The 21,508-nt window shown below is 58.9% G+C and carries 10 protein-coding genes; 9 read left to right on the top strand and 1 reads right to left on the bottom strand.

Annotation, left to right across the window (positions count from 1 at the left end; genetic code table 11):
• The first annotated feature begins 33 nt into the window (after positions 1 to 33).
• The 8 genes from IEX53_RS21605 (at position 34) to IEX53_RS21570 (ending at position 18,293) form a co-directional block, all read left to right on the top strand.
• A complete protein-coding gene (locus IEX53_RS21605; RefSeq protein WP_188826251.1) occupies positions 34 to 813 on the top strand; it encodes a hypothetical protein in 780 nt (259 codons plus the stop codon).
• A 38-nt stretch (positions 814 to 851) separates the two neighbouring features.
• A complete protein-coding gene (locus tag IEX53_RS21600; protein WP_188826250.1) occupies positions 852 to 3,236 on the top strand; it encodes an SPM autocatalytic domain-containing protein in 2,385 nt (794 codons plus the stop codon).
• 59 nt (positions 3,237 to 3,295) lie between these two features.
• The gene (locus tag IEX53_RS21595; RefSeq protein WP_236016315.1) at positions 3,296 to 5,494 is read left to right on the top strand and encodes a type I secretion system permease/ATPase; all 2,199 of its coding nucleotides are present in this window, start codon (positions 3,296 to 3,298) and stop codon (positions 5,492 to 5,494) included.
• Positions 5,491 to 6,990 (top strand): HlyD family type I secretion periplasmic adaptor subunit, encoded by a 1,500-nt coding sequence (locus IEX53_RS21590; RefSeq protein WP_188826249.1) that lies wholly within the window; start codon positions 5,491 to 5,493, stop codon positions 6,988 to 6,990. Before IEX53_RS21595 ends, IEX53_RS21590 begins: the two co-directional genes overlap by 4 nt.
• A 303-nt stretch (positions 6,991 to 7,293) precedes the next feature.
• Entirely contained in the window at positions 7,294 to 7,791 is a 498-nt protein-coding gene (locus IEX53_RS21585) for an invasion associated locus B family protein (RefSeq protein WP_236016314.1), read from the top strand.
• A 16-nt stretch (positions 7,792 to 7,807) separates the two neighbouring features.
• Positions 7,808 to 9,547, top strand: a complete 1,740-nt coding sequence (locus IEX53_RS21580; protein ID WP_188826265.1) for a ShlB/FhaC/HecB family hemolysin secretion/activation protein — start codon at positions 7,808 to 7,810, stop codon at positions 9,545 to 9,547.
• A gap of 75 nt (positions 9,548 to 9,622) precedes the next feature.
• Positions 9,623 to 17,941 (top strand): hemagglutinin repeat-containing protein, encoded by an 8,319-nt coding sequence (locus tag IEX53_RS21575; protein WP_188826247.1) that lies wholly within the window; start codon positions 9,623 to 9,625, stop codon positions 17,939 to 17,941.
• Complete coding sequence (locus IEX53_RS21570; RefSeq protein WP_188826246.1) at positions 17,925 to 18,293, top strand: hypothetical protein; 369 nt, start codon at positions 17,925 to 17,927, stop codon at positions 18,291 to 18,293. The genes IEX53_RS21575 and IEX53_RS21570 overlap by 17 nt, the downstream gene beginning before the upstream one ends.
• A 477-nt stretch (positions 18,294 to 18,770) precedes the next feature.
• Here IEX53_RS21570 and IEX53_RS21565 read toward each other — a convergent pair whose 3' ends face one another.
• On the bottom strand, positions 18,771 to 19,796 hold the full coding sequence (locus IEX53_RS21565; RefSeq protein ID WP_188826245.1) for an IS110 family RNA-guided transposase: 1,026 nt from the start codon (positions 19,794 to 19,796) through the stop codon (positions 18,771 to 18,773).
• 202 nt (positions 19,797 to 19,998) lie between these two features.
• Between IEX53_RS21565 and IEX53_RS21560 the strand changes: the two genes are divergently transcribed.
• Complete coding sequence (locus IEX53_RS21560) at positions 19,999 to 21,012, top strand: IS110 family RNA-guided transposase (protein WP_188826264.1); 1,014 nt, start codon at positions 19,999 to 20,001, stop codon at positions 21,010 to 21,012.
• Positions 21,013 to 21,508 lie beyond the last annotated feature (496 nt).

The following is a 21,508-nucleotide window of genomic DNA, read 5'->3' as shown; positions in this document are numbered from 1 at the left end:
ATCGTTGCCATTCGGTGCGAAGGATAAGTTGGTATGGAAAATCGTCGTTTTGATATCAGGAAAAGCCTGTTGCGAGCCTTGTTCGCCTCTCTGTGCGGCGTTTCGGCGAATGCCATGGCTACGGAGCAATATCCGTGCAAGCCCGCCCCAGATGAGGGAAGGTTTGCTTGGGGACGGATACAGAGCATTGACCCTAACTATTTGGTCAAGCGGATACTTGGGCCATACACATTCAAAATCCCCTACGGCTACATGATTGGGCGGCCAACGCCGGAGCGCCTGAACTGCTACCCGAAACAGAACAGGCTCGAGTTCGCGTTCTGGATGCCGGACTTTCGCGCACCGAAGAAAGATATGTGGTCAGAACCGAATTATCGCGTTCACGAACCGGGCAGAGATGCACCCGGACCGCAGGAATATGTGGTCGACGTGGTGGGGCTGGAGTTCATCGAAACCAAAGCCGGAAAATCTGGTTCTCCAGGCCGGCGTTTTGTCAATGGCTTGGCACTTCTTCGCAAGGATTTCCGTATCGAAGAGACATATGGCCTGATCCACGTTGTGCCAGGCCAGAATACTCCTCTATCCGATGATTATGTTAGTCTTTCAAACGAAGGCTATGAAATCCTTCTGGAGTGCTCTCGTCCTGAAAGTCGCGATTCGAATCCAAGCTGCAAGGCTTATCTGTATTTCACCGATCTGCAACTCGAAGCGGTGATGCAATTCCCCGCCGATGCGCTGCCAGAATGGCAGAAAATCAAGGATGGCGTCCGGATCCTCGTGGAGCGTTGGATCGTCAAGGAGAAGCCTACGTAAAATTTACCCCATCTAGAATGTAGCAATGGAGAAGTACGATGTCATTCGGAGAATTCAAGCTCACTCCGGAGCAGTTGAGCAAGCTGAAGGAAATCACCAAGTACGGGACCGCCAATTTCGCTGACGGATACGATTATCTGCGCCAGCAAATCCAGATCTTTCTGGACGATCCGGCGAATGCGAACAATCCCGATCGTCAAGCTTATCAGAATACCAGTTACTGGCTGGCAAAGGCGGCAGAGATCAACCGGAACAATCCGGACAGCGAGGCGAACGCATTCATTCGCGATATCACGCGTAGCGGGCTTCTGTTCGACGGCAAGGCCGCCGATCCAGCAAAAATTCAGGAAAACTCGGATGCAATAGCGAACAATGTTTTTAAGGACGTGTTGAAGACTTCAAGTATTCCTGGGATAGAACGGCTGCTCACCCAAGACGTGAATACAGCGTTGAGGGATGGAGGCCAGACTCTCGCTGGCTGGGGCGGGTCGTTCTATTACTGGAACATGCCGCTTTCGCAGGACCCGAATGACACGGTCGGCAACCGTATCCTCAATGATCCCCTCGAACATGAAAAGTTCATTGCCCTCACCGCAAAGGCGGTGCTGGATACAGCGGGCCGTTTCGGGGTCAGTATGGAGCAGGCCTTGACCGCACTGGGCGCGCAGGCGCCTGATACCGTCAAGGCCGAGATCCTCAATCGCGTTGCCGATTATCTCGATGGCACTTCCGAAAGCTTGGTGGGGAATCCGGATGCAATCGACGGCTACCAGGCAAGCATCGGGGCAGACGGCACAATCAGTTGGTACCAGCTTGATAAGGATCTAAAGCGTGTTGATCTGACCGATCCGGCGAAGATTGCCGAATTGAATGCCCGCCGCGCCGTCCGTATCGAGAAAGGGGCGAATCTTGAGTGGCAGGTGCCCGTGCCGGGTGCTGACCCTATCAAGCTGGATGGCGGCATAACCGCCGAACAGCCGGGTCCGGTTCTGCAGGAAGCCGCCGTCAACGCGGACGCAGAGCGCATCGCGGCCGAACAGGCCGAGGCCGAGCACAAGGCTGCACAAGACGCCGCCGTCAAGGCGGAGGTGGAGCGGGTCGCCGCCGAGTTGGCCGACGTCAAGCGGAAAGACGCCGAGCAGGCTGCTGCAAATAAGGCGGCCCGTGAAGCAGCGCGTGAGGCCGAACACAAGGCTGCGCAAGACGCCGCTGTCAAGGCGGAGCTGGAGCGGGTCGCTGCCGAACTGGCGGAGGCCGAGCGCAGAGATGCGGAGCAGGCTGCTGTAAATAAAGCGGCCCGTGAAGCCGAACACAAGGCTGCCGTCAAGGCGGAGGCAGAGCGGGCCGCTGCCGAACAGGCAGAGGCCGAGCGCAGGGCCGCGGAGCAGGCTTCAGCCGATAATTCAACCCAAGAAGCCGCCAGAAAAGACACAGCCAAGCAGGCTGCTTTTGCTGACGCCGAGCGCGAGCGACAAAAAAATCTGCAAAACTGGGCTGAAGGGATACGGAGAAAACAGGAAGAAGATTATAAGCGCCAGCAGGAAAATCATCAGAAAATGCTTGAGCAGAACCAAAAGGCAAGAGAGGAGCTTGGTAAGTTCACGGCGGGGTTAAACTCTCAGAATGGCTCCCAGGCCAGGCATCGCAACACCGGTGGGAGCGGTATTCCGGGATTAACTGTCGGTCTTCGCAACCCACCGATACCGGCCGACCGTCCGGGCGGAGGCGGTGGAAGCACCAGTCCATGGATCGGAGTGCCTGTTGTTGTCGATCTTAATGGAGATCGTGTCCTGGATATTGTCCCGCTGGGTCCCGATAGTAATGAAAAAGCGAACGATATTACTAGGAGTGCTTCTTCCTCACCGACAGTTCCAACATCTGCCGCCAGTCCAAGCTTTGACTGGAACGACGACGGAATACCGAAGGCGACAGCTTGGGTCGGGCCGAACGATGGTCTGCTAGCAATCGATCTGGCGACGGATGGCCGTGCCGGACCGGATGGAAAAATCGACCAGGCAAAGGAAATCGCCTTCTCGCTTTGGAAAACGGAGGAAGAGCGGCAGGCGGAGAACGCGGCCAAGGGTATTGACGATAGCGGTCGCCCGAACAGCGATCTTGAAGGTTTGCGTCGCGCCTTCGATTCCAATGGAGATGATATGCTCAACGCAAACGACGCCCGCTGGGCTGAATTCCGCATCTGGCAGGATTATAATCAGAACGGCGCAGCTGAAACAGGGGAGCTTCGCACGCTCGCGGAAGCCGGCATCAGGCAAATCGATCTAATACCGTCCCCGGGAGGATCCAAGGCCTTCGCCGATGGATCGGCTATCACCGGCACAACTGTGGCGCACAGAAGCGATAGTACGTCGATGCTAGTCGGGGACGTCGCGCTCGCCTATCGGCCGCCGGTGCCCGCACCGTAATCTGGATGTCTACGTTCTCGTCGCTCCGGCGGACATCTCAGATCGGGCATGAAATGCGTATGGGTTTTTTCATGGTCGATGTCGCGTTAGATAGCGTTGCTGACGGCCCTTCCACTGGAAATACCGTCAGCAGCGAGGCGAATATAGGCCTCCATGCGCTTGTTGCCATTGCCCGTCATTTTCGGATCGCGGCGGAACCGAAGCAACTGGCGCGTGAACTGGCCCTGACGCAGGGTGCGAACGTAAGCGACATTCGCCGAGCCGCCAAACACATAGGTCTCAAATCGCGGTTTGTCAGAGTGCGCGATGAAATCCGTCTGGCGGCATTGCCGGTGCCGGCGATTGCCTGCTTCGACGATGGATCCTACGAGCTTTTCTCCGGAATGACAGCCGATGGTTCTTGCCGGCTTGTCGATCCACTGAGCTTTGAACCCCGCAATGTGCCGGCCGGAGAGTTTCTCTCGTTCTCAGGCGGTGCCTTTATTCTCGTCCAACGCCGCTTTATCGGTCCCGGCACGTCGCCGGAAAGTTTCGGCTTCCGCTGGTTCCTGCCGTCGTTGTTCCGATACAGGCGCGCATTCGGTCATGTCCTTCTGGCCTCGCTTTTCGTCCAGTTGTTTGCGCTCGTAACTCCGCTTTTCTTCCAGGTCGTCGTGGACAAGGTTCTGGCACACCGTAGCTATTCGACGCTGATCGTCCTGGTTGTCGGGCTGGCGGGAATTGGTGTTTTCGACGTCGTTTTGCAATATTTGCGTACCTATGCGCTGTCCCACACCACCAACCGCATCGATGTCGAACTCGGACAGCGGCTGTTTCGTCATATGATGAACCTGCCATTGAGCTATTTCGAGACACGCGCAGCCGGACAAACGATAGCGCGTGTACGGGAACTCGAAACCATCAGGGATTTCCTGACGGGTCAAGGATTGTTCTCGGGGCTGGATCTCATCTTCACGGTCGTTTTTATCTTCGTGCTTTTTTGCTATTCGACTACCCTAGCGTGGATCGTCGTCGCATCGATCCCCTTTTATATAGCGATCGGCGTCTTGATACGGCCGTTTCTGAAAGAACGCATCGACGAGAAATTCGACCGAGGCGCTTATAGCCAGCAGTTATTGGTTGAAACCGTCGTCGGTATCCAGACCCTCAAGGCGTCTTCGGTTGAACCTGTCGTCGCGGCGCAATGGGAGGAGCGCCTGGCAGCGTATGTGGGGTCCTCCTTCGCGGCGACGATGCTTGCGGCAATGGGGCAGAATGCAATTCAATATGTGAACAAGGTTACATACGCTGCGCTGCTTCTCTTCGGAGCCCAGGCCGTGATCAATGGAGAGCTGACCGTCGGGGCGCTTGCGGCCTTCAATATGATCGCCGGTCAGGTCGCGCAGCCGATCCTACGCCTGTCACAGCTTTGGCAGGATTTTCAACAGGTGCAGGTGTCGGTCTCCAGACTCGCCGATATCCTCAATGCTGTTCCCGAACCGAAGCCTTCCACGCCGATCAACTTGCCACCACCGAGGGGCGCACTGGCGTTCAAGTCAGTCAATTTCCGCTACAGCCCCGAAAGACAGGACGTTCTCCGGGATATCAACCTGACCATACACGCGGGCGAGGTTGTAGGCATTGTCGGGCCATCAGGATCGGGCAAGTCCACGCTGACCAAGCTCGTCCAGCGCTTTTATATCCCAAACAGCGGCCAGATATTTATGGACGGACATGATATCGCGCAAACCGACACTGCCTGGCTGCGCGCACATATCGGCGTGGTCCTTCAGGAGAACATGCTGTTCAACCGCACGATCCACGACAATATCGCGCTTGCATCTCCGGCCATGTCGCGCGAAGCGGTGATCCGTATGGCCAGGCTCTCAGGGGCTGACGAATTCATCGCCAAGTTGCCGCAAGGCTACGACACGCTGATTGAAGAACGGGGCGCCAACCTCTCGGGCGGCCAACGGCAAAGACTCGCAATCGCCCGCGCATTGGCCACCAATCCGCCGATCCTCATTCTCGACGAGGCGACCAGCGCGCTCGATTACGAAAGCGAGCGGATCATTATGGCCAATATGCGCGAAATCGTCCGCGGGCGCACCGTGATCATCATCGCTCACCGGCTGGCCACGGTGCGCTATTGCAATCGCATTGTCGGAATGAACGACGGGCGTATCGTCGAGGCAGGGACACATGAGGAACTCATATCTCGGCCTGACGGGCTCTACGCGCATTTGTGGCGTCTCCAGACCGGAGGCAGCGCGTCATGACTATTCTCAGCCTACCAAACGTCCGTTTCCCGGTCGGTGGGCCCGAGGGGCGGCGGCACAATCGCAAAGATAATGAATTTCTCCCTGCCGCACTGGAAATAATGGAGACTCCGGCTTCTCCCATACGTATCGCAATTCTTTGGTTCATTTGCCTGCTGGCGGCGGGTGCATTGCTTTGGGCATGGCTCGGGACGTTTGACATTGTCGCGACTGCACAGGGCAAGGTGCAACCTGCCGGCCGTGTGAAGATCATACAGTCCCTAGAGGCAGGGAGGGCGAAATCGGTCCCCGTTTCAAACGGGATGAGCGTGAAGGCCGGGGATGTCCTGGTGGAAATCGACGACGCTGAGATCGGGACCGAGGAAAATGCCGCCCGAAGCAGCCTGCAAGCGTTTCAAGCCGAGGTTGCGCGCCGAGGAGCAGTCCTTGCTGTCATTGCTGCCTGGCAAAAGCAGGAAGACCGGAGATTGCGGGCTGATATTTTACAGAACTCCGGTCGGTCCCCCAATTTTGCCGAAGACATTCCCGGAGCTATCCGGTCACGGGAAGAAAATATCCTGCGGGCAGATTTGGCACAACTGGCCTCCGCGCTGAATAATCTGGACGCCCAGCGCAGGCAGCGGCAGGCGGAAATCGACAGTCTGGATCAAGCAATCACAGCGCAGGCTTCACTCGTCAAGACACTGGAAGAACGTGTGAACATGCGCTCGGCACTGGTCAAATCGAGTGCGGGTACACGTGCTCAGGTTATCGATGCGCTCCAGGAGCAGCAAGAAGCGGCCGCAACACTTGCAGCGCAAAAGGGGCAACAAGATATAGCGCGGGCGGCACTGCAAGTTGCCATCAGCGAGGCCGATAAATTGGTGAATGCCGTCATTGCCGAAAATGCCGCGAAGCTCTCTGAAGCCGGACGGCGAGTCGATGAATTGCAGCAACAACTCATCAAAGCCAAAAAACGCCGCGAACTGATGACGATCAGGAGCCCAATCGACGGGAGCGTGCAACTGTCGGGTATCACGACCGTCGGCCAGGTGGTCACGGCGGGTACCGAGTTAATGCGGGTCGTGCCGGAGGGCACGCTGCTCGAAATCGAAGCCTATGTGCCGAATCGTGACATAGGTTTTGTTGCCGCAGGCCAGCCGGCGGTCATCAAGGTGGAGGCCTATCCTTTCACCCGTTTCGGCATCATCGAAGGTCGCGTCGAGCGGGTCGCCACCGACGCAATTCCGGAACCGGACGCCCAGCAGCTGGAATCCGCGGCTGCGAAGGAACCGCAATCGATCGTTCCGACGGGCAACGCGCAGCGGATGCAGAATCTGGTGTTTCCCATCAGTGTCCGCCCGGATCAGGCGACCATCGATGTCAACGGAAAGGTCATGCCCTTGACGCCGGGGATGGCAGTGACTGTTGAGGTCAAGACGGGGAAGCGCCGGATTCTCGAATATCTTTTTTCGCCTCTCGTGGAAATCACCTCGGAAGCCATGCGCGAGTTTTAGAAAGCAGATTTAAGCGATTCCACCATCCAGATTGAAGGGAATTTGCTTTTGCTCCGGGTCACTGCGGCCTTCCCGCCACATGTATCATTTCGTAACGGAAAGTGCGCGTTTGGCGTGTTGACGCTATGGTTGCGGGAGGTTATCAGCAGGACAGATATCCGTTTTCGAGGGTGGGACGCCGTGACGGTAAGGTATTGGATTTTAAGTGCTTCCCTATTTGTAGGGGTGGGCGCTGGCGGGTTTGGCTCGGCTTGGGCGCAAGGGGTGGATGCGGATAGGGCGGAGGCTGGGAAGCCAGCGGCGGTGGCGCCTGCGCAACCAGCGGCTGCCGCGCCGCGGGTGACGAAGTTCGATGACTGGTATTATCGCTGCGCCGATGTGCAGAGTGCCGGCGGCAAGGCCGTGCCGCAATGCGAGGTGGCGCAGATCGCGCAGGTGAAGCAGGGCGAGCAAAACGTCAACGTGCTGACGCTGGCGATTGCGAAAACCGCGCCGGAAGAGGGGAAGAAGGAAGGCGGACTGCTTTTGACGGCGCTGGTGCCGCTGAATGTGGTGCTTCCCGTCGGGCTCGGGCTTGCCGCCGATGGCAAGGATGTGGCGGCGCTTGCCTATCGCAACTGTAATCAGGCCGGCTGCTGGGCGCAGCAGAAGCTGGATGCGAAGATGCTTGGCGCGCTTGAGAAGAGCGATGCAGGCGAGGCACGGCTGCGGCTGATGAACGGGCAGAATGTCAATCTGAAGTTCTCGCTGAAGGGATTGAGCAAGGCGCTCGCCGAGCTGCAGAAGCCATCAAAAGCCTGACCGGGGAGCGAGCATGATGCATTCTGTTCGCCTTCGCGGGCTTCGGCTTGCGCTCGTCTTAGGCACTGTTTTGACCGCTCCAGCCCTTGCGCAGACGCCGGGGCCGACGCCCGCCGACGATTTCATGCAAAGGCAGCGGCAGGAAGAGTTGCAACAGCGGCTCGATGCTCTGCGTCAGGCGACGCCCGGTGGCGGTGTTGGCGCAGAAGAGGCTCGACCTCAGCCTGAGGCGGGTCCGGCGAAGGGGCCATGTTTCCAGATCGATCATGTCGAGGTGGAGGGCGTGACGCTCTTGCCGAAGGGCATGATCGATCCTGTGCTGAAACGCTATCAGAAGAAGTGCATCGGCCTCGCCGATATCAACGGGCTTTTGAAGGAGCTGACCTTTCTCTATGTCGAGGCGGGGTACATCACCTCGCGCGTTTATGTTCCCGAACAGGATATCGCGGGCACGAAGCGCCTTCGGCTCGTTGCGGCCGAAGGTGCGCTTTCGGATATCTATGTGAACGGCAAGCCAGCGGAATATCCCGAGGTGGTGGCCACGGCCTTTCCCGGCATGAAGGGCAGGGCGGTCAACATCCGCGATGTCGAGCAGGGGTTGGACCAGATCAACCGGCTTTCCTCCAACAATGCCAAGAGCTCGATGCTGCCGGGCAAGGAGCCGGGTTCCTCGATCCTCAATATCGAAAACAAGCCTGACAAGCCCTGGCATGTCTCGCTCGCCAACAGCAATCTGGGCCAGAAGTCGACCGGCTATTCGAAGTCGTCGGTGTCGCTGACGCTCGACAATCTCGTCCGGCTCAACGATCTCCTATCCCTCACCTATGAACATAGCGGGCCGGACTATCCCTGGCCCGACGATGGCGTCGGCAAGAGCAACAGCATCTCCGGCTCGTTCAGCATTCCCTATGGCTATTGGACCCTGTCGCTGAACGGCTCCTATTATAAATATGAAAGTTCGGTGCCGGGGAATTTCGGGGACATCGAGACCTCCGGCGATTCCAGCCAGTTCGGCTTTTCGCTCGACCGCGTCATCCTGCGCGACAAGGATTCGATCACCACGCTCAATGCCGGGCTCAATTACAAGGAAACCAACAATTTCCTGATGGGCAGCCGCATCGAGGTGGGTAGCCGGCAATATACGGTGGCCAACCTTGGTGTCTCGCATTCGCGCCGCATGCTCGGCGGGCTGTGGGCGTTCGACGTGAGCTATTCGCAGGGGCTCGGCCTCTTCGGCGCGACGGAACGCGGCGACCCCGGTGCGGGCGATGCGGAGCCGGAATTCTCCAAGGTCTCGGGCACGGTGAGCGTGACCCAGCCGTTCCAGGTGGCCACGCAGAACTTTCAATTCTCCAGCATGATCAACGGGCAATATTCGCCCGACAATCTCTATGGAGCGGAGCAGATTTCGCTCGGCGGGTATTCGAATGTGCGTGGCACCCGTGACAGCGTGCTCTTCGGTAATAGCGGAATGTTCAGCCGCAACGAGATCGTCTGGCGCACCATGCCGTGGGGCGACCATGCGTTTCTGGCCCAAAATCTCGGGGAGCTTCGGCCCTACGCGGCGATCGACTACGGCCACATCTTCGAGCAGGAGCGATACGGCATCGACGGCGGTGATATCGCCGGCTGGACGGTGGGCATGAGGCTCGCCGGCGGCAAGCTCGGCGCGGATATCGGCTATTCGAGAATATTCAAGGCGAGCGCGGAAGTGGACGAAGGCCTGTTCTTCGTCAGCACGTCGCTGCGCTGGTAAGTAGTTTGGTTTGTTTTTGCCGCGTGAACTCGTGGGGAGCCATGCGGACAAAGGGATGATCGAGGGGATCGGGACATGTTGTTGAAGGTTGCGCGCCAGTCTCTCGCCACGCTTTTGAGCGCTCTTCTGGCCTTCCAGCCCATACTGGTTCAGGCGCAGCAGGTGACGCCGGATACGAGCGCCCCTATCGCCAACCAGCCCGGCGTCGGGGCCGCGCCGAACGGCGTACCGCTCATCGACATCGTGACGCCGAACGGGCAGGGGCTGTCGCACAACAAATATGGCGACTTCAATGTCGGCAATCCCGGCCTGATCCTCAACAACTCCAATAAAGAGGTGGACACCTCGAAGCTCGGCGGGGTGACGCCGGGCAATCCGAACCTTCGTAACAGCGGCCCGGCAAGCGTCATCCTCAATGAGGTGACATCAGGCAATCGCAGCGCGCTCGAAGGTCCGGTCGAGGTGTTCGGCGGTCGCGCCGATGTCATCATCGCCAATCCGAACGGCATTACCTGCGACGGCTGCGGCTTCATCAACACGCCGCGCGCGACGCTGACTACGGGCACGCCGGATGTAGATGCTGCCGGTCGACTCAACGGCTTCACCGTCCGCGGTGGTGATGTGACCATCGGCTCCAAGGGTGGTAATTTCGCATCGGGCGATGGCGCTGTCGATCTCTTTGATATCGTTTCGCGCAATGTCCGCATCGACGGGCCGGTGGCGGGCAAGGATCTGCGGCTCACCGCCGGTCGCAACAAGTTCGACTACGCAACCGGTGAAGCGACCGCTCTCTCCGGCGCCGACGACGCGCCGGAATTCGCCATCGACGGCTCCGCGCTCGGCGCGATGCAGGCCGACCGCATCAAGATCGTCGTCACCGACAAGGGCGCGGGCGTACGCATGCGCGCCGACATGGCCGCCAATGCCGGCGAGCTGACGCTCTCAAGCGACGGCAAGATCTCGCTCGGCAACGCCTCGGGCCGCGACGGCGTCAACATCCAGTCGAAGAGCCGGGAAGTCGAGGCCAAGAAGATCACCGCGAAGAAGCGCGTTACGGTCAAGGCTGCCAAGGGCGTGACGCTGGAAGCGGTTGCCGCCGACGAGGACGTTGTCATCGCCTCCGGCACCGGGCTGCTGTCGATCGCGGGCGAGGCGGCGAGCCTTGGCACTGTCGAGCTGACATCGTCAGGTGCGATCTCCACCGGCAATGTCTCGGCGGGCAAAAACGCGACCCTCGATGCAGGGCAGGGGATATCAGCCGGGCAGGTCGTCGCCAATGGCGCGGCGAGCCTCAAGGCCACATCCGGCAATATCGCGCTGTCAGGTGCAGCCAAGGCCGGCGGGGGTGATCTCACGGTGGACGCGTCTTCCGGCGCGATCACTGCCGCGTCCCTTATCAGCTTCAACAATATGACGCTGACGGCAGGGGCCGACATCGGCGTGACCGGCGACATGTTGGCGGGCGGCAAGCTTGTTGCCAATGCCGCCAGTATCAAAATCGGCAATGCGGTAGCCGGCGTCGATGCCTCCGCCACCGCCCGTTCGGGCAAAGTGGTGCTCGGCAATGCAGGGGACCTGGCGCTCACTGCTCATGCTGGCAGCATTAATGTTGGCACTCTGCTTTCGGCAGGCGACATTGCTGCCACATCGACGCGGGATGTCACAGCGAACGCCGTGGCGCATGGCGCGATGACCATGAATGCCGGTGGCACGATCACGCTCACCGGCCAGTCGCTTGCGGGCAGCGATGTCGCTCTCAAAGCATCTTCGCTGCAACTCGGCACGCTCGTATCCGGTGTCGATTTCGCTGCAACAGAACAATCCGGCGGCTCGCTGATCCTGAAGACCGGCGCGGGCAAGATGAGGCTCGATGCAACGGGAGGCTCGATTGTTGCCGATCAGTTGGTGAGCGGCGGCGAGCTTGCCGCCCATGCGCTGCGGGATATTACTTACAACAGCTTGCAGAGCTTTGCCGGGGCAGACCTTCACGCCGACCAGGGCTCGATCAGCCTTGATCACAGCACGGTCGCCAAGGGTGGTATCACGCTGACGCTGCAAAGTCTCGATTTGAGCAATGGCCGTAGCAAGCTTGCGACCGCGGGTATGCTGACCGTCAACGCGGCGGATGCGAATCTTGCGAACAGCACGCTGACCTTTGGCGGCATTTCGCTCAATTTGACCGGCACCGCTGATCTCTCGGGCTCGAAAGTGCAGGCCGTCACGGCCGATGGCGGCACTGGCAATATTGCGATCTCGGGGCAAACAATCACGACCAACCCGGCCACGGCGCTTCTCGCCGCTGGCGATCTTACTCTGACGCTGGCCTCGCTGACCAATGCCGGACAACTCGCGGCCAACGGAAATCTCACCTTCAACATTACCGGCAAACTGACCAACGCACCGACCGGGCTTATCTATGCCGGTCAGGATGGCCTTTTCTATATCGCGGGCGATCTCGTCAACGATCAGGGCGCGATCATGACCGGCCGCGATCTTACGATCGCGGCGGACGCCAGTGGCGGGCGTAACCAGTCCATCACCAACACCTCCGGCCTGATCAAGGCTGGGCGCGATGCCACCATCACCACGGCAAATCTCGTCAACGAGCGGGCCTCGGCTCCCACCTGGTCGGATGTCGTCGTCAGCGACAACGAAACCACCAAGTTCGAACTCAACCCCGAAACCTGGGGCAAGCCGCTCGGCCATCTGTTCATCCGCCCCGATTCCTATGTGCCGTTCAATCTCTATCCCGGCGAGGAGCCGGCAGGAATCGACTGGATGGCGGAGCTTTACGGTGTTGTCACTTTCGCTGACGGCACATCCTACCGAACCCGCAGCCTGGCGGCCTATGAGGAAAACACCCCCTGGAATTGGGGCAGCAATCGCGACGGCGTCGGATCGATGAGCGACTTCCTGCGCGATCATTATCCCACGGATGCTGACGGGAACATCCTGCTGACGCCCGATTTGCAGCCGAAGGCCATCCTGATCGTCAACAAGGCGCAGCCCTTCGCCTGGTCGTTCACCTGGGACGAAAACACCCGGATGCGGCAGACGATTCATGAGCAGAGGTTCAACGGCGATCTGGCGCCTGAGGCACTGATCCAGACGGGCCGCGATCTGAATGTCGACGCCACCACCCTCGACAATGCCTATAGTTCCATCGAGGCTGGCGGCAGCGCCAAGCTCACGGGGACGACGCTGAATAATCAGGGCGTCGCGCTCTATCGCACCGTCACGTCCACCTGCGAGGCGAAGGGCGGATGCGAGGCCTATGACGCCAATGGCAATCGCGATAGTGTCAACGATCTCGACCGGGGCAATTCGCGTGTCACCAGTCAGGAAGTCGTCGACGGCGCGTTCGGCACCATCAAGGCGGCGGGCAATCTCGACGTCAGCGGCTTTGCCACCGTCAACAATACCTCGTCCGCGGGCTCCATCGCCGGCGGCGGCCAGCTTTCCACCGCTCCCACGGTCAGCGATCCGACAAAGGTCTTGGATGGCCTGACAGCAGGCGGGGCGCTGTTTACGCCCAATCCGGCGCTGGGGCAGATCAATGCTGATAACCTTGCACCGCCAAAGCCCAATTCCGGCGGCTTCGGCGGCACGATCCCCGGCCAGACATTCCTCTACGAGACCCGCGCCGAGTTCCTCGATGTCGGCAAGTTCTATGGCTCGGGCTATTTCATCAATCGCATCGGCTACAAGCCGGACCGGGAGGTGCCGTTCCTCGGCGACGCCTATTTCGAAAACCAGCTCGTCGACCAGCAGCTTCGCCAGCTCGTCAATCAGGGGCTGGGCAGCGGCTCGTTCATCCCGGGCAGCGACGCCATCGAGCAGATGAAGGTACTGCTCGACCGGGGCGCCGATTTCGCCAAAGAGCATGGCCTGACCATCGGCGCGAAGCTCTCGCCGGAATTGATAAACAATCTCACCGAGACGATCGTCTGGTATGAGAAGAAGACCGTCAACGGCATCGAGGTGCTGATACCCACTGTCTATGTCGCCAATACGGACAGAGCCAATCTGACCGTTGCGGGCGCCATCATGTCCGGCGGCTCGCTCAGTATGGATGTCGGTAATGTCAATAATTCCGGTATCATCACTGCAAAGACCGATCTGAAGATTGCCGCGACCAATATCAGTGCGACGGGTGGCAGCTTCAATGCGGGCGGAAACACCGCGCTTTCCGCCACACAGAACCTGACAATCGCCGCGGGCACGATGCAGATCGGCGGCGAGACGTTCGTCAAGGCAGGCAGCGGCGTCACCGCAGGCGGCAATGCCGATCTCTCAGCCGGCAACGCGCTGACTCTACGCGGCTCGGACATCAAGGCAGATGGCAATGTCAGCCTGACCGGCGAGAACGTCACGCTCGATACGGCCAAGGCCACCAACAATGGCTCCGACAATGTGATCGGCACGTCCGTTCAGTCCGGCGGAGGCACCACCATCAAGGCGACCGACAGCGTCAATGTCATCGGCTCGGATGTCGCGGCAGGCGGCAAGCTCGATGTCGAGGCTGAGAACGGCTCCGTCAATGTCGTGGCAGCGGACGTCGAGAAAAAGGTCAACGGCGTTGCCGGGACGCGCATGTCGCAGACCGACTCGACCTTCGCCAAGCAATCCACTCTGTCGTCGGGCGGCGATACGAATATCAAAGCTGGCGATGACATCCTGATCTCGGGCTCGAAGGTCGAGGCGGAGGGCAATGTCGCGCTTGTCGCCAAGGACGACATAAACATCACGACCGCCCGCGAGAAGACCGAGACCATCGGCAGCGAGGTCAAGCAGGGTTCCGAGACGCATGTCGGCTCGCAGATCACCGCCGGCGGCTCGGTCAGCATCGCGGCGGGCGATAAGCCGGACGCGGGTGACCCGCATGATCTCAATATCATCGGCTCGGAAATCTCCGCCGGAGGCAAGGTGGGGCTTTCAGCGACGGATGACGTGACCATCGCCGAAGCGCGCGACACCGGTTATCACCAGCTCGACACCCGTTCGAAGCGCTTCATCGGCAGCAAGGAGACGCACAGCCGCACCGAGACGGAAACGGCGGTCGGCTCCTCCATCAGCGGTGCTGCGGGTGTCGATATCGTCTCCGGCCAGGACACGACGATCTCGGCATCGAAGGTTCAGGCAGGCGACAAGGATCACAAGGCCGATCTCAACGTTACGACGGGCGGCGATCTCGTCATCGCGTCGGGCAAGAACACGGTCGAGACGGATGCATCCAAATCGAAATCGGGCTTCCTTTCGAAGGAAAGCGGCAAGAGCCATGATTACGACGAGACCACCGTCGCCTCGGAGCTTGGCGCGTCCGGCAATGTCAACCTCAACGCGGGCGATAACATTGCCATCGCCGGCTCCAAGGTGAATGCGGGCGAGGCGATCAATATCGAAGGCGACAGCGTCGCGATCATCGGTGCGCAGGAAGAGCATGACTCTTCGTCGTCGAGCAAGAAGTCCGGCTTCGGTGTCGGCTCGGGCGGCGGTTTCTATTCCCTCTATGGGAAGGAGTCGAAGAGCAGCAAGGAGAACATCGTTTCCAATGTCGGCTCCGAACTCTCCGCCGGCACGGATGTGAACGTCAAGGCGCGTGAAGGCGATGTGAGCATTGTCGGGTCCGATATCCAGGCGGAGCGCGACATCGCGCTTGATGCCGCGCGGGATGTCAACATCACGCCGGGGGCGGAGAGCTACCAATCGGAGGAGAAAGAAAAGCGCTCCGGCTTCGGTGTCCAGCTCGGCTCGGGCAACGGCAGCGCCTCCATCGGCATCGGTTTCGGTTCGTCGAAGGACGAGACGAGAGAGGGCGCCGAGACCAACGCGGTCTCCAGCCTTGCCGCCGGGCGTGATGTGAAGATCAATGCCGGCCGCGATGCGAATTTGCAGGCAGCGCAGGTGGAGGCGGAGCGCGACGTGGCGATCGTCGCCGAGCGCGACGTCAACCTGCTCTCCGCGCAGGATGTGTCCAATTACGAGCACATGCATGAGGAGCTGTTCGCCGGCATCACCGCGCAGGTCTCCACCGGCATCGTCGGCGCCGGCCAGAGCATTGCCGACGCGGCGGGCAAGATCGGCAAGGTGTCGGACGGCTATTCGGCGGCCAATGCCGGCTTTGCCGGACTGAAGGCCTATGACGCGCTCAAGGATCTGCAGACGATGGCGAACGGCACGGGCAATCTTGCCTCGGCTTCGCTCAGTGTCGGCTTCCAATATTCGAAATCGAAGGAGACGGCGGAAAGCTCGGTCCCTGTCGTCACCGGCATCCGTGGCGGCAACAGCGTCACGATCGACGCGGTGACCGGCGACATCAACAGCCATGGCGCGCAGATCATCGCCGGCGTCGACGCCAACGGCCTGCCCTCGGGCGGGGCGGGCGACATCTCGCTTTCGGCGGGCGACGCCATCAATCTGGAAAGCGCACAGGCGACCAATTTGTCCTCCTCGTCGAGCAAATCGGCGGGGGCCAGCATCGGCGTCTCGGCCGGACTGTCGCTGAACGGCGTCGGCCTCGGCCTTAGCGGCAATGTCAATGCCGGCATGGGCAAGTCCTCAAGCGAAGGCACGACGCAAGTCAACACCCATGTCACCGGCACGGGCGACGTCAAGCTCAACTCAGGCGGCGATACCAATCTGAAGGGCGCGGTCGTCTCAGGCGAGACCGTTACTGCCAATGTCGGCGGCGATTTGAACATCATCTCCGTGCCCGACACCGGCACCAGCAAGAACCAGTCCGCCTCGTTCGGCATGAGCTTCGGCGGCCCGCTCGATCTGGGCTCGCCGCTGTCCGGTTCCATGCCGTCGCTGGGAAGCCAGATCGGCAATATGGGCGCGACCGGCATGTCGCCGGGCTTCGGCACCGGCTCGGGCACGACCAACTGGATCAGCGAGCAATCAGGCCTGATCTCATCGGGCAAGATGGAGGTGACCGTCGGGGGTAACACCCATCTCGATGCCGGCAAGATCATCTCCGAATCGGGCGACCTGACGCTCGACACCGGCACGCTGACGCATGAGAACTTCTCCGGTTCGAAGCAATATGAAGGCTTCGATGTCTCGACCAATATCGACCTGACGGGTAAGGCCCCGCAGCAACCGGACGCCACGACGCAGCCGCGGGTGACGGCGGAAGGCTCATACCAGCTCGACGACACCAGGCAGGAAGTCCGCGCCACGGTGGGCGAGGGCGAGATCACCATCCGCGACAAAGACAAGCAGGCGGAACTCGAGGCCGAGGGCAAGACCGAAGACCTCGCGGCGCTGAACCGCGACCCGGACAAGGCCTATGAGATCACCAAGGATAAGCATGTCGAGATCGAGTATTATCTATCGGATACGTCGGTAAAGGCGGCGATCGAGGCTGGCGCGGCGATCGGTGAAATCGTGGGCGGCCTGCTCGATCGGCTGGGTGAGTCGGATTTGTCGCGGGCGATCCGCACCAAGGATATCGATGTCGCGGCGGCGCTGAAGGAATTGCAGTCCGGCGCCTGCGGCGAGCAGCGCGGCGATGCCGGCTTCGATCTGTTCGAGTGGATCGTGCCTTCAGCCTATGCGGCAGATTGTACGCTTAAGACCCTCTCGGGCAAGACTATCGTCATCCATGACCGCGAGACCTGCATTCAGGTGCTCGGGCAGGCGCTTTATGCACAGACCATCGGTGTCGCGAGAAACCTCGATGCGTTCGGTCGCGGCATCGCCCTCGGCGCGTTGTCACAGGGGGAGGAGTTCGCAGAGCTCCTTTCTGATCCCAAGGGGCTCGCCAAGACGATGACCAGCGTTGCGCTGGAGATCGCTTACGATCCGGTCGGGGCGGCCGCGAAATATGGCTTTGCTACCGCAGATAGTCTTTCAGAGCAGTCGCTTCTTTATCTGCAGGCCCTTGCCAACGGCAATTACGAAGCAGCGGGCAAGTATCTCTCCAGCTTTGCCATCGATCTTGCCATCAAGGTTGCCGCCCCAATGGCGGGAACGGCTATCGGCGCAGTCAAGCTGGCGGATAAAGTGAAGGCGCTGAGGAAGATTGAGAAAATTGAGGAGACCTTTAATCAGGGACCAAGAGGCGGTTTTGGGCCGTTAAGGCGTCCAGTTGATGACCCTGCGCTAGATTCAATTCTCGACTCTAACTATGGGGTGCAAAGCATTAACGGAGCACGTGTTGGTAATGGTGGCACTGCTGATGCGTTAAGATATGAAAAGGCCACAGGAGAGCTACTATCTCCGAACGGCCATATGCAGAAAGCACAAGAGTTAAAAACTCGTCTTGAAACTTACGTGAGGCGGGCAACTAATAGCCCGAATCCAAATAGTTCTGGCTATACTTATTCATCCAGAGACATTGAATATGCGAACGAGCTTATAAGGGATTTAGACGATGCTATCAGAAGATGAGTTATTTCTGAATTTTGTCGAAACGATCGGGAAGAAATTGAGTATAAGTGCTGAGGATGTTGATGGCGTTTTCAGGTACATTGGAGGGGTTAACGGCGTAGTGTCAGAAAGATTGTTCATCTCCGCATATGAAAGCCTCGGGTGGTTCATTGCAGAGAAATTGAATATGGAACAATTAAAAGACTTCATAAAAAAAAATCGCAGAATGTTGGGTCAGCATTCAGATGCAAGGTATTTTTTTGTGCAGGCATTGATGGATAAATCAGGTGTCCAAGGGGAGGATTTAACCGAGATACTGAATGACGTCCCGCCGGAGTATAAAATATATCTAATTAAGAGATTTCTCAACTGACATCTCTTCCAACGGTCGCATTGCGAAAGTGGATTTCCTTTCACCAAACAAAGATGACTAGGAATGCAATATGCACTCAAAGCTAGAATTATTGCATGATGCAGAAATCATCCAGATAAAGTCGAATAGGCGCTCGGTAGGAGCCTTATCCCCAGGCTACGTCAATGTATCTAGAAGGCGTATGTGGGTTCCTCCTTCGCGGCGACGATGCTTGCGGCAATGGGGCAGAATGTGAACTGATGGGGTTGTCTAATCGCACGTGGGGTGTCAAGCATTCTGATGTTGAAACGACACTGCCGGGTGCATGGTTGTCTTCGCGGTCGACATTAGCCGCCGCATGATGGAGCTCCGCGGAACGAGCCTTCAATGTGGACGACGCATTCAGCTGAGACAGCGATGCAACCCCATCAACGGAATGGCTCGGCTCACGTCCCGGCAGGGACGTTTCGGCGTTCAGACGTTGAACGCTATGCGGATTTAGGTTGCGGCTCCCGCATTCGGATTAAAGAACTCACCAGTCTTCAGCATTGTGTGCATGATCACCGCAAGTTTGCGCGCCACAGCCACGGCGGCTCTTTTGAAGCCTATCCGTTCCCGGAGCTGAAGCCCCCATGTCCGCAGGTAACTCTCCTTTGAGCTACGTGTCAGAATGACCGACGCCGCTTCGTAGAGAAGCCCACGTAAATGGCGGTCGCCGCGTCTGGATATATGGCCATCGTAATCGACTTCGCCGGATTGGTAACGGCGCGTCGTGAGACCTATCCACGCACCTACAGCTCGGGATTTCCTGAAGTTGTCGGGATCTTCGATGGCAGTAGCGAAGGAGGTTGCAGTGATCGCGCCCACGCCGGGGATGGACATGAGTATACGGCAGGCTTGGCTCTGACGGGCGTCCGCGAGCAGTTGGCGACCGAGCTCTGCGGCACGGATGCGAAGGCCCAGCCAGGCATCCAGCATCGGCAGCACGATATCAGCAAGATCCTTATGATTGATAAGAAGGCTGCGAACGTTCTTCTCAAACGTGCTTCCCTTGCCTGCGGGAACGACCAGACCGAAAGTCTTCATGATGCCGCGGATTTGGTTGGAAAGCTCGGTGGTCATCCGGACCAACCGGGTGCGCGCCGCGACAAGCGTGCGGGCTAACATGCTGTCGAAACCTTTCACCCGCACTTCGCGAAAGAATCCGACTTCTGCCAGGTGTGCCAAACCGTCGGCATCATTTGCATCTGTCTTGTTCGCCGCCATATCGAGCGCTGCTTTGGCGTGACGGGCATCGATGCAAATGGCCGGCAGCCTCTCGGCGCGCAGTGCATGAAAGAACCATACCGACAAAGGCCCCGTTTCGAACACCACCCGTTTTACAATTGGTGCGCGCTTGCGGATAAGTTCGGCAATGACGGCGGGATCAGAGGCGCACTTCCCGCGCCAGATCCGCTTACCCTCACGGCGGATCGAGATTGCCGTCTCTTTCATTGATACGTCGAGACCGATATACTCTGTCATGGCTGTTCTCCATTGATGCTGGGCCCAGCGTCCAGTCGAGAGCCCGTATTTCATCTTATCGGGGAACAGCCGCCTTCCAAGATCATGATCGGATTCAAAGGGGCGTCGCTCCCGCGATTACCCCATGTGGATGCCCCCTCCGGCCGGCATCGGCGTATGATGGCAGCCCAGCGCCATGGTGGCGCTCAAGGAGGAAAGGCAGATGACAGCGGTGCATATCCTTGCGATCGACCTCGCAAAGCGTAGTTTCCAGGTCTGTGCAACGGATCGTGGCGGTGCGGTTCTATTCAACCGGGCGCTTTCACGGGCTCGATTGCAGCAGCTTTTGAGTGAGCAGCCGCCGTGCATCGTCGCGATGGAGGCGTGCGCCACCAGCCATTTCTGGGGTCGCTTTGCTCAAAGCTGCGGCCACAAGGTACGACTGATCCCACCCATTTATGTGAAGCCCTTCGTCAAGCGGCAGAAGAATGACGCTGCCGATGCAGCAGCAATTGCAGAGGCAGCGCTGCGCCCGAACATGCACTATGTTGAAGTCAAAAGCGCCGAACATCAGGCGCGTGCGGTGGCGTTTCGAACGCACCAGTGCTTCGTGCGCCAGCGCACCCAGCTCATCAATGCGTTGCGAGGGCACCTCGGCGAATTCGGGATCGTCGTTGCTCAAGGACCAGCCAATCTCACTGCGGTGGCAGGAGTTCTGGCCGATGAGACAAATGATCTCCCCGATGGAGTTAGAGAGATTGGTCAGCTTTACCTGGACCAGATCAGGCTGCTGACCGAGAAGATCGATGGGCTGATGCTGAAGCTTCGAGAAGCTACCAAGGCGAATGAAGATATGCGTAGACTTTGCACTGTTCCCGGCGTCGGCCCCGTGACCGCCGGCGCGATCCTCGCGTTTGCACCCGATCTTCGTGCATTCAAGAGCGGTCGGAATTTCGCTGCCTGGCTCGGCCTTGTGCCCAGGCAGCACTCCACGGGTGGCAAAACACGATTGGGCGGTGTCAGCAAGATGGGACAGACCGATATTCGAAAGCTACTGATCGTCGGAGCCATGAGCCTGATCCGCTGGATAGTGCGCAAGGGCGTGTTACCTGACAACTGGCTTGGAGGCATTCTGGGACGAAAGCCTCGCATGGTGGCGGCTGTTGCGCTCGCCAACAAGATGGCGCGCATCATATGGGCAATGATGACCAGGGAGCAGAATTACAGAATGGCGTAATCCGCTGCCTTTTTCGAAAGGTAATGCGGTGATGCCTGGGGCCAAAAGCCCCGGTAGGAAGATCGACAGACGGAACGATGCGGAAAGGACTTCAATGTTCAGAATGGGGTAAACCAGTCCCGGCGCTCGAGCACAAAGCTCTCTGAACCGATGTGGTCCCTGTTCTTCGAACAGCATCCCGGCCCGTGGCTAATCAGGCCACATCAAGAGGCCTGACACACGACCGATAGAATTCCTCGTTCGCGGACTACCGTCAAAAATCGTCGACCGTGACCTATTCTCATCATGTTGATAGTTTTGTTTAATTTCTCTGCTTCGCGCCGCTTTGTGTTGCAAGAAAACCGCGCGTTGAGGGTGGTTTTCCTGCAAAATGCTTTTACGGTTTTCCGGCTCGGTGAAGCATGATTCACTGGTCTGATCTGCGACAAACCGTAAGCGCTTCTCTGATGCCCTATGCGTCTGGGCTTGCCGGCTTGGGGAAGCGCCATGGCATGAG

Source organism: Paramesorhizobium endophyticum (assembly GCF_014640615.1).
In the GTDB taxonomy this organism is placed as follows: Bacteria; Pseudomonadota; Alphaproteobacteria; order Rhizobiales; family Rhizobiaceae; genus Paramesorhizobium; species Paramesorhizobium endophyticum.
The sequence above is the reverse complement of the archived record's forward strand: the minus strand, read 5'-3'. Positions and strand labels throughout refer to the sequence as shown.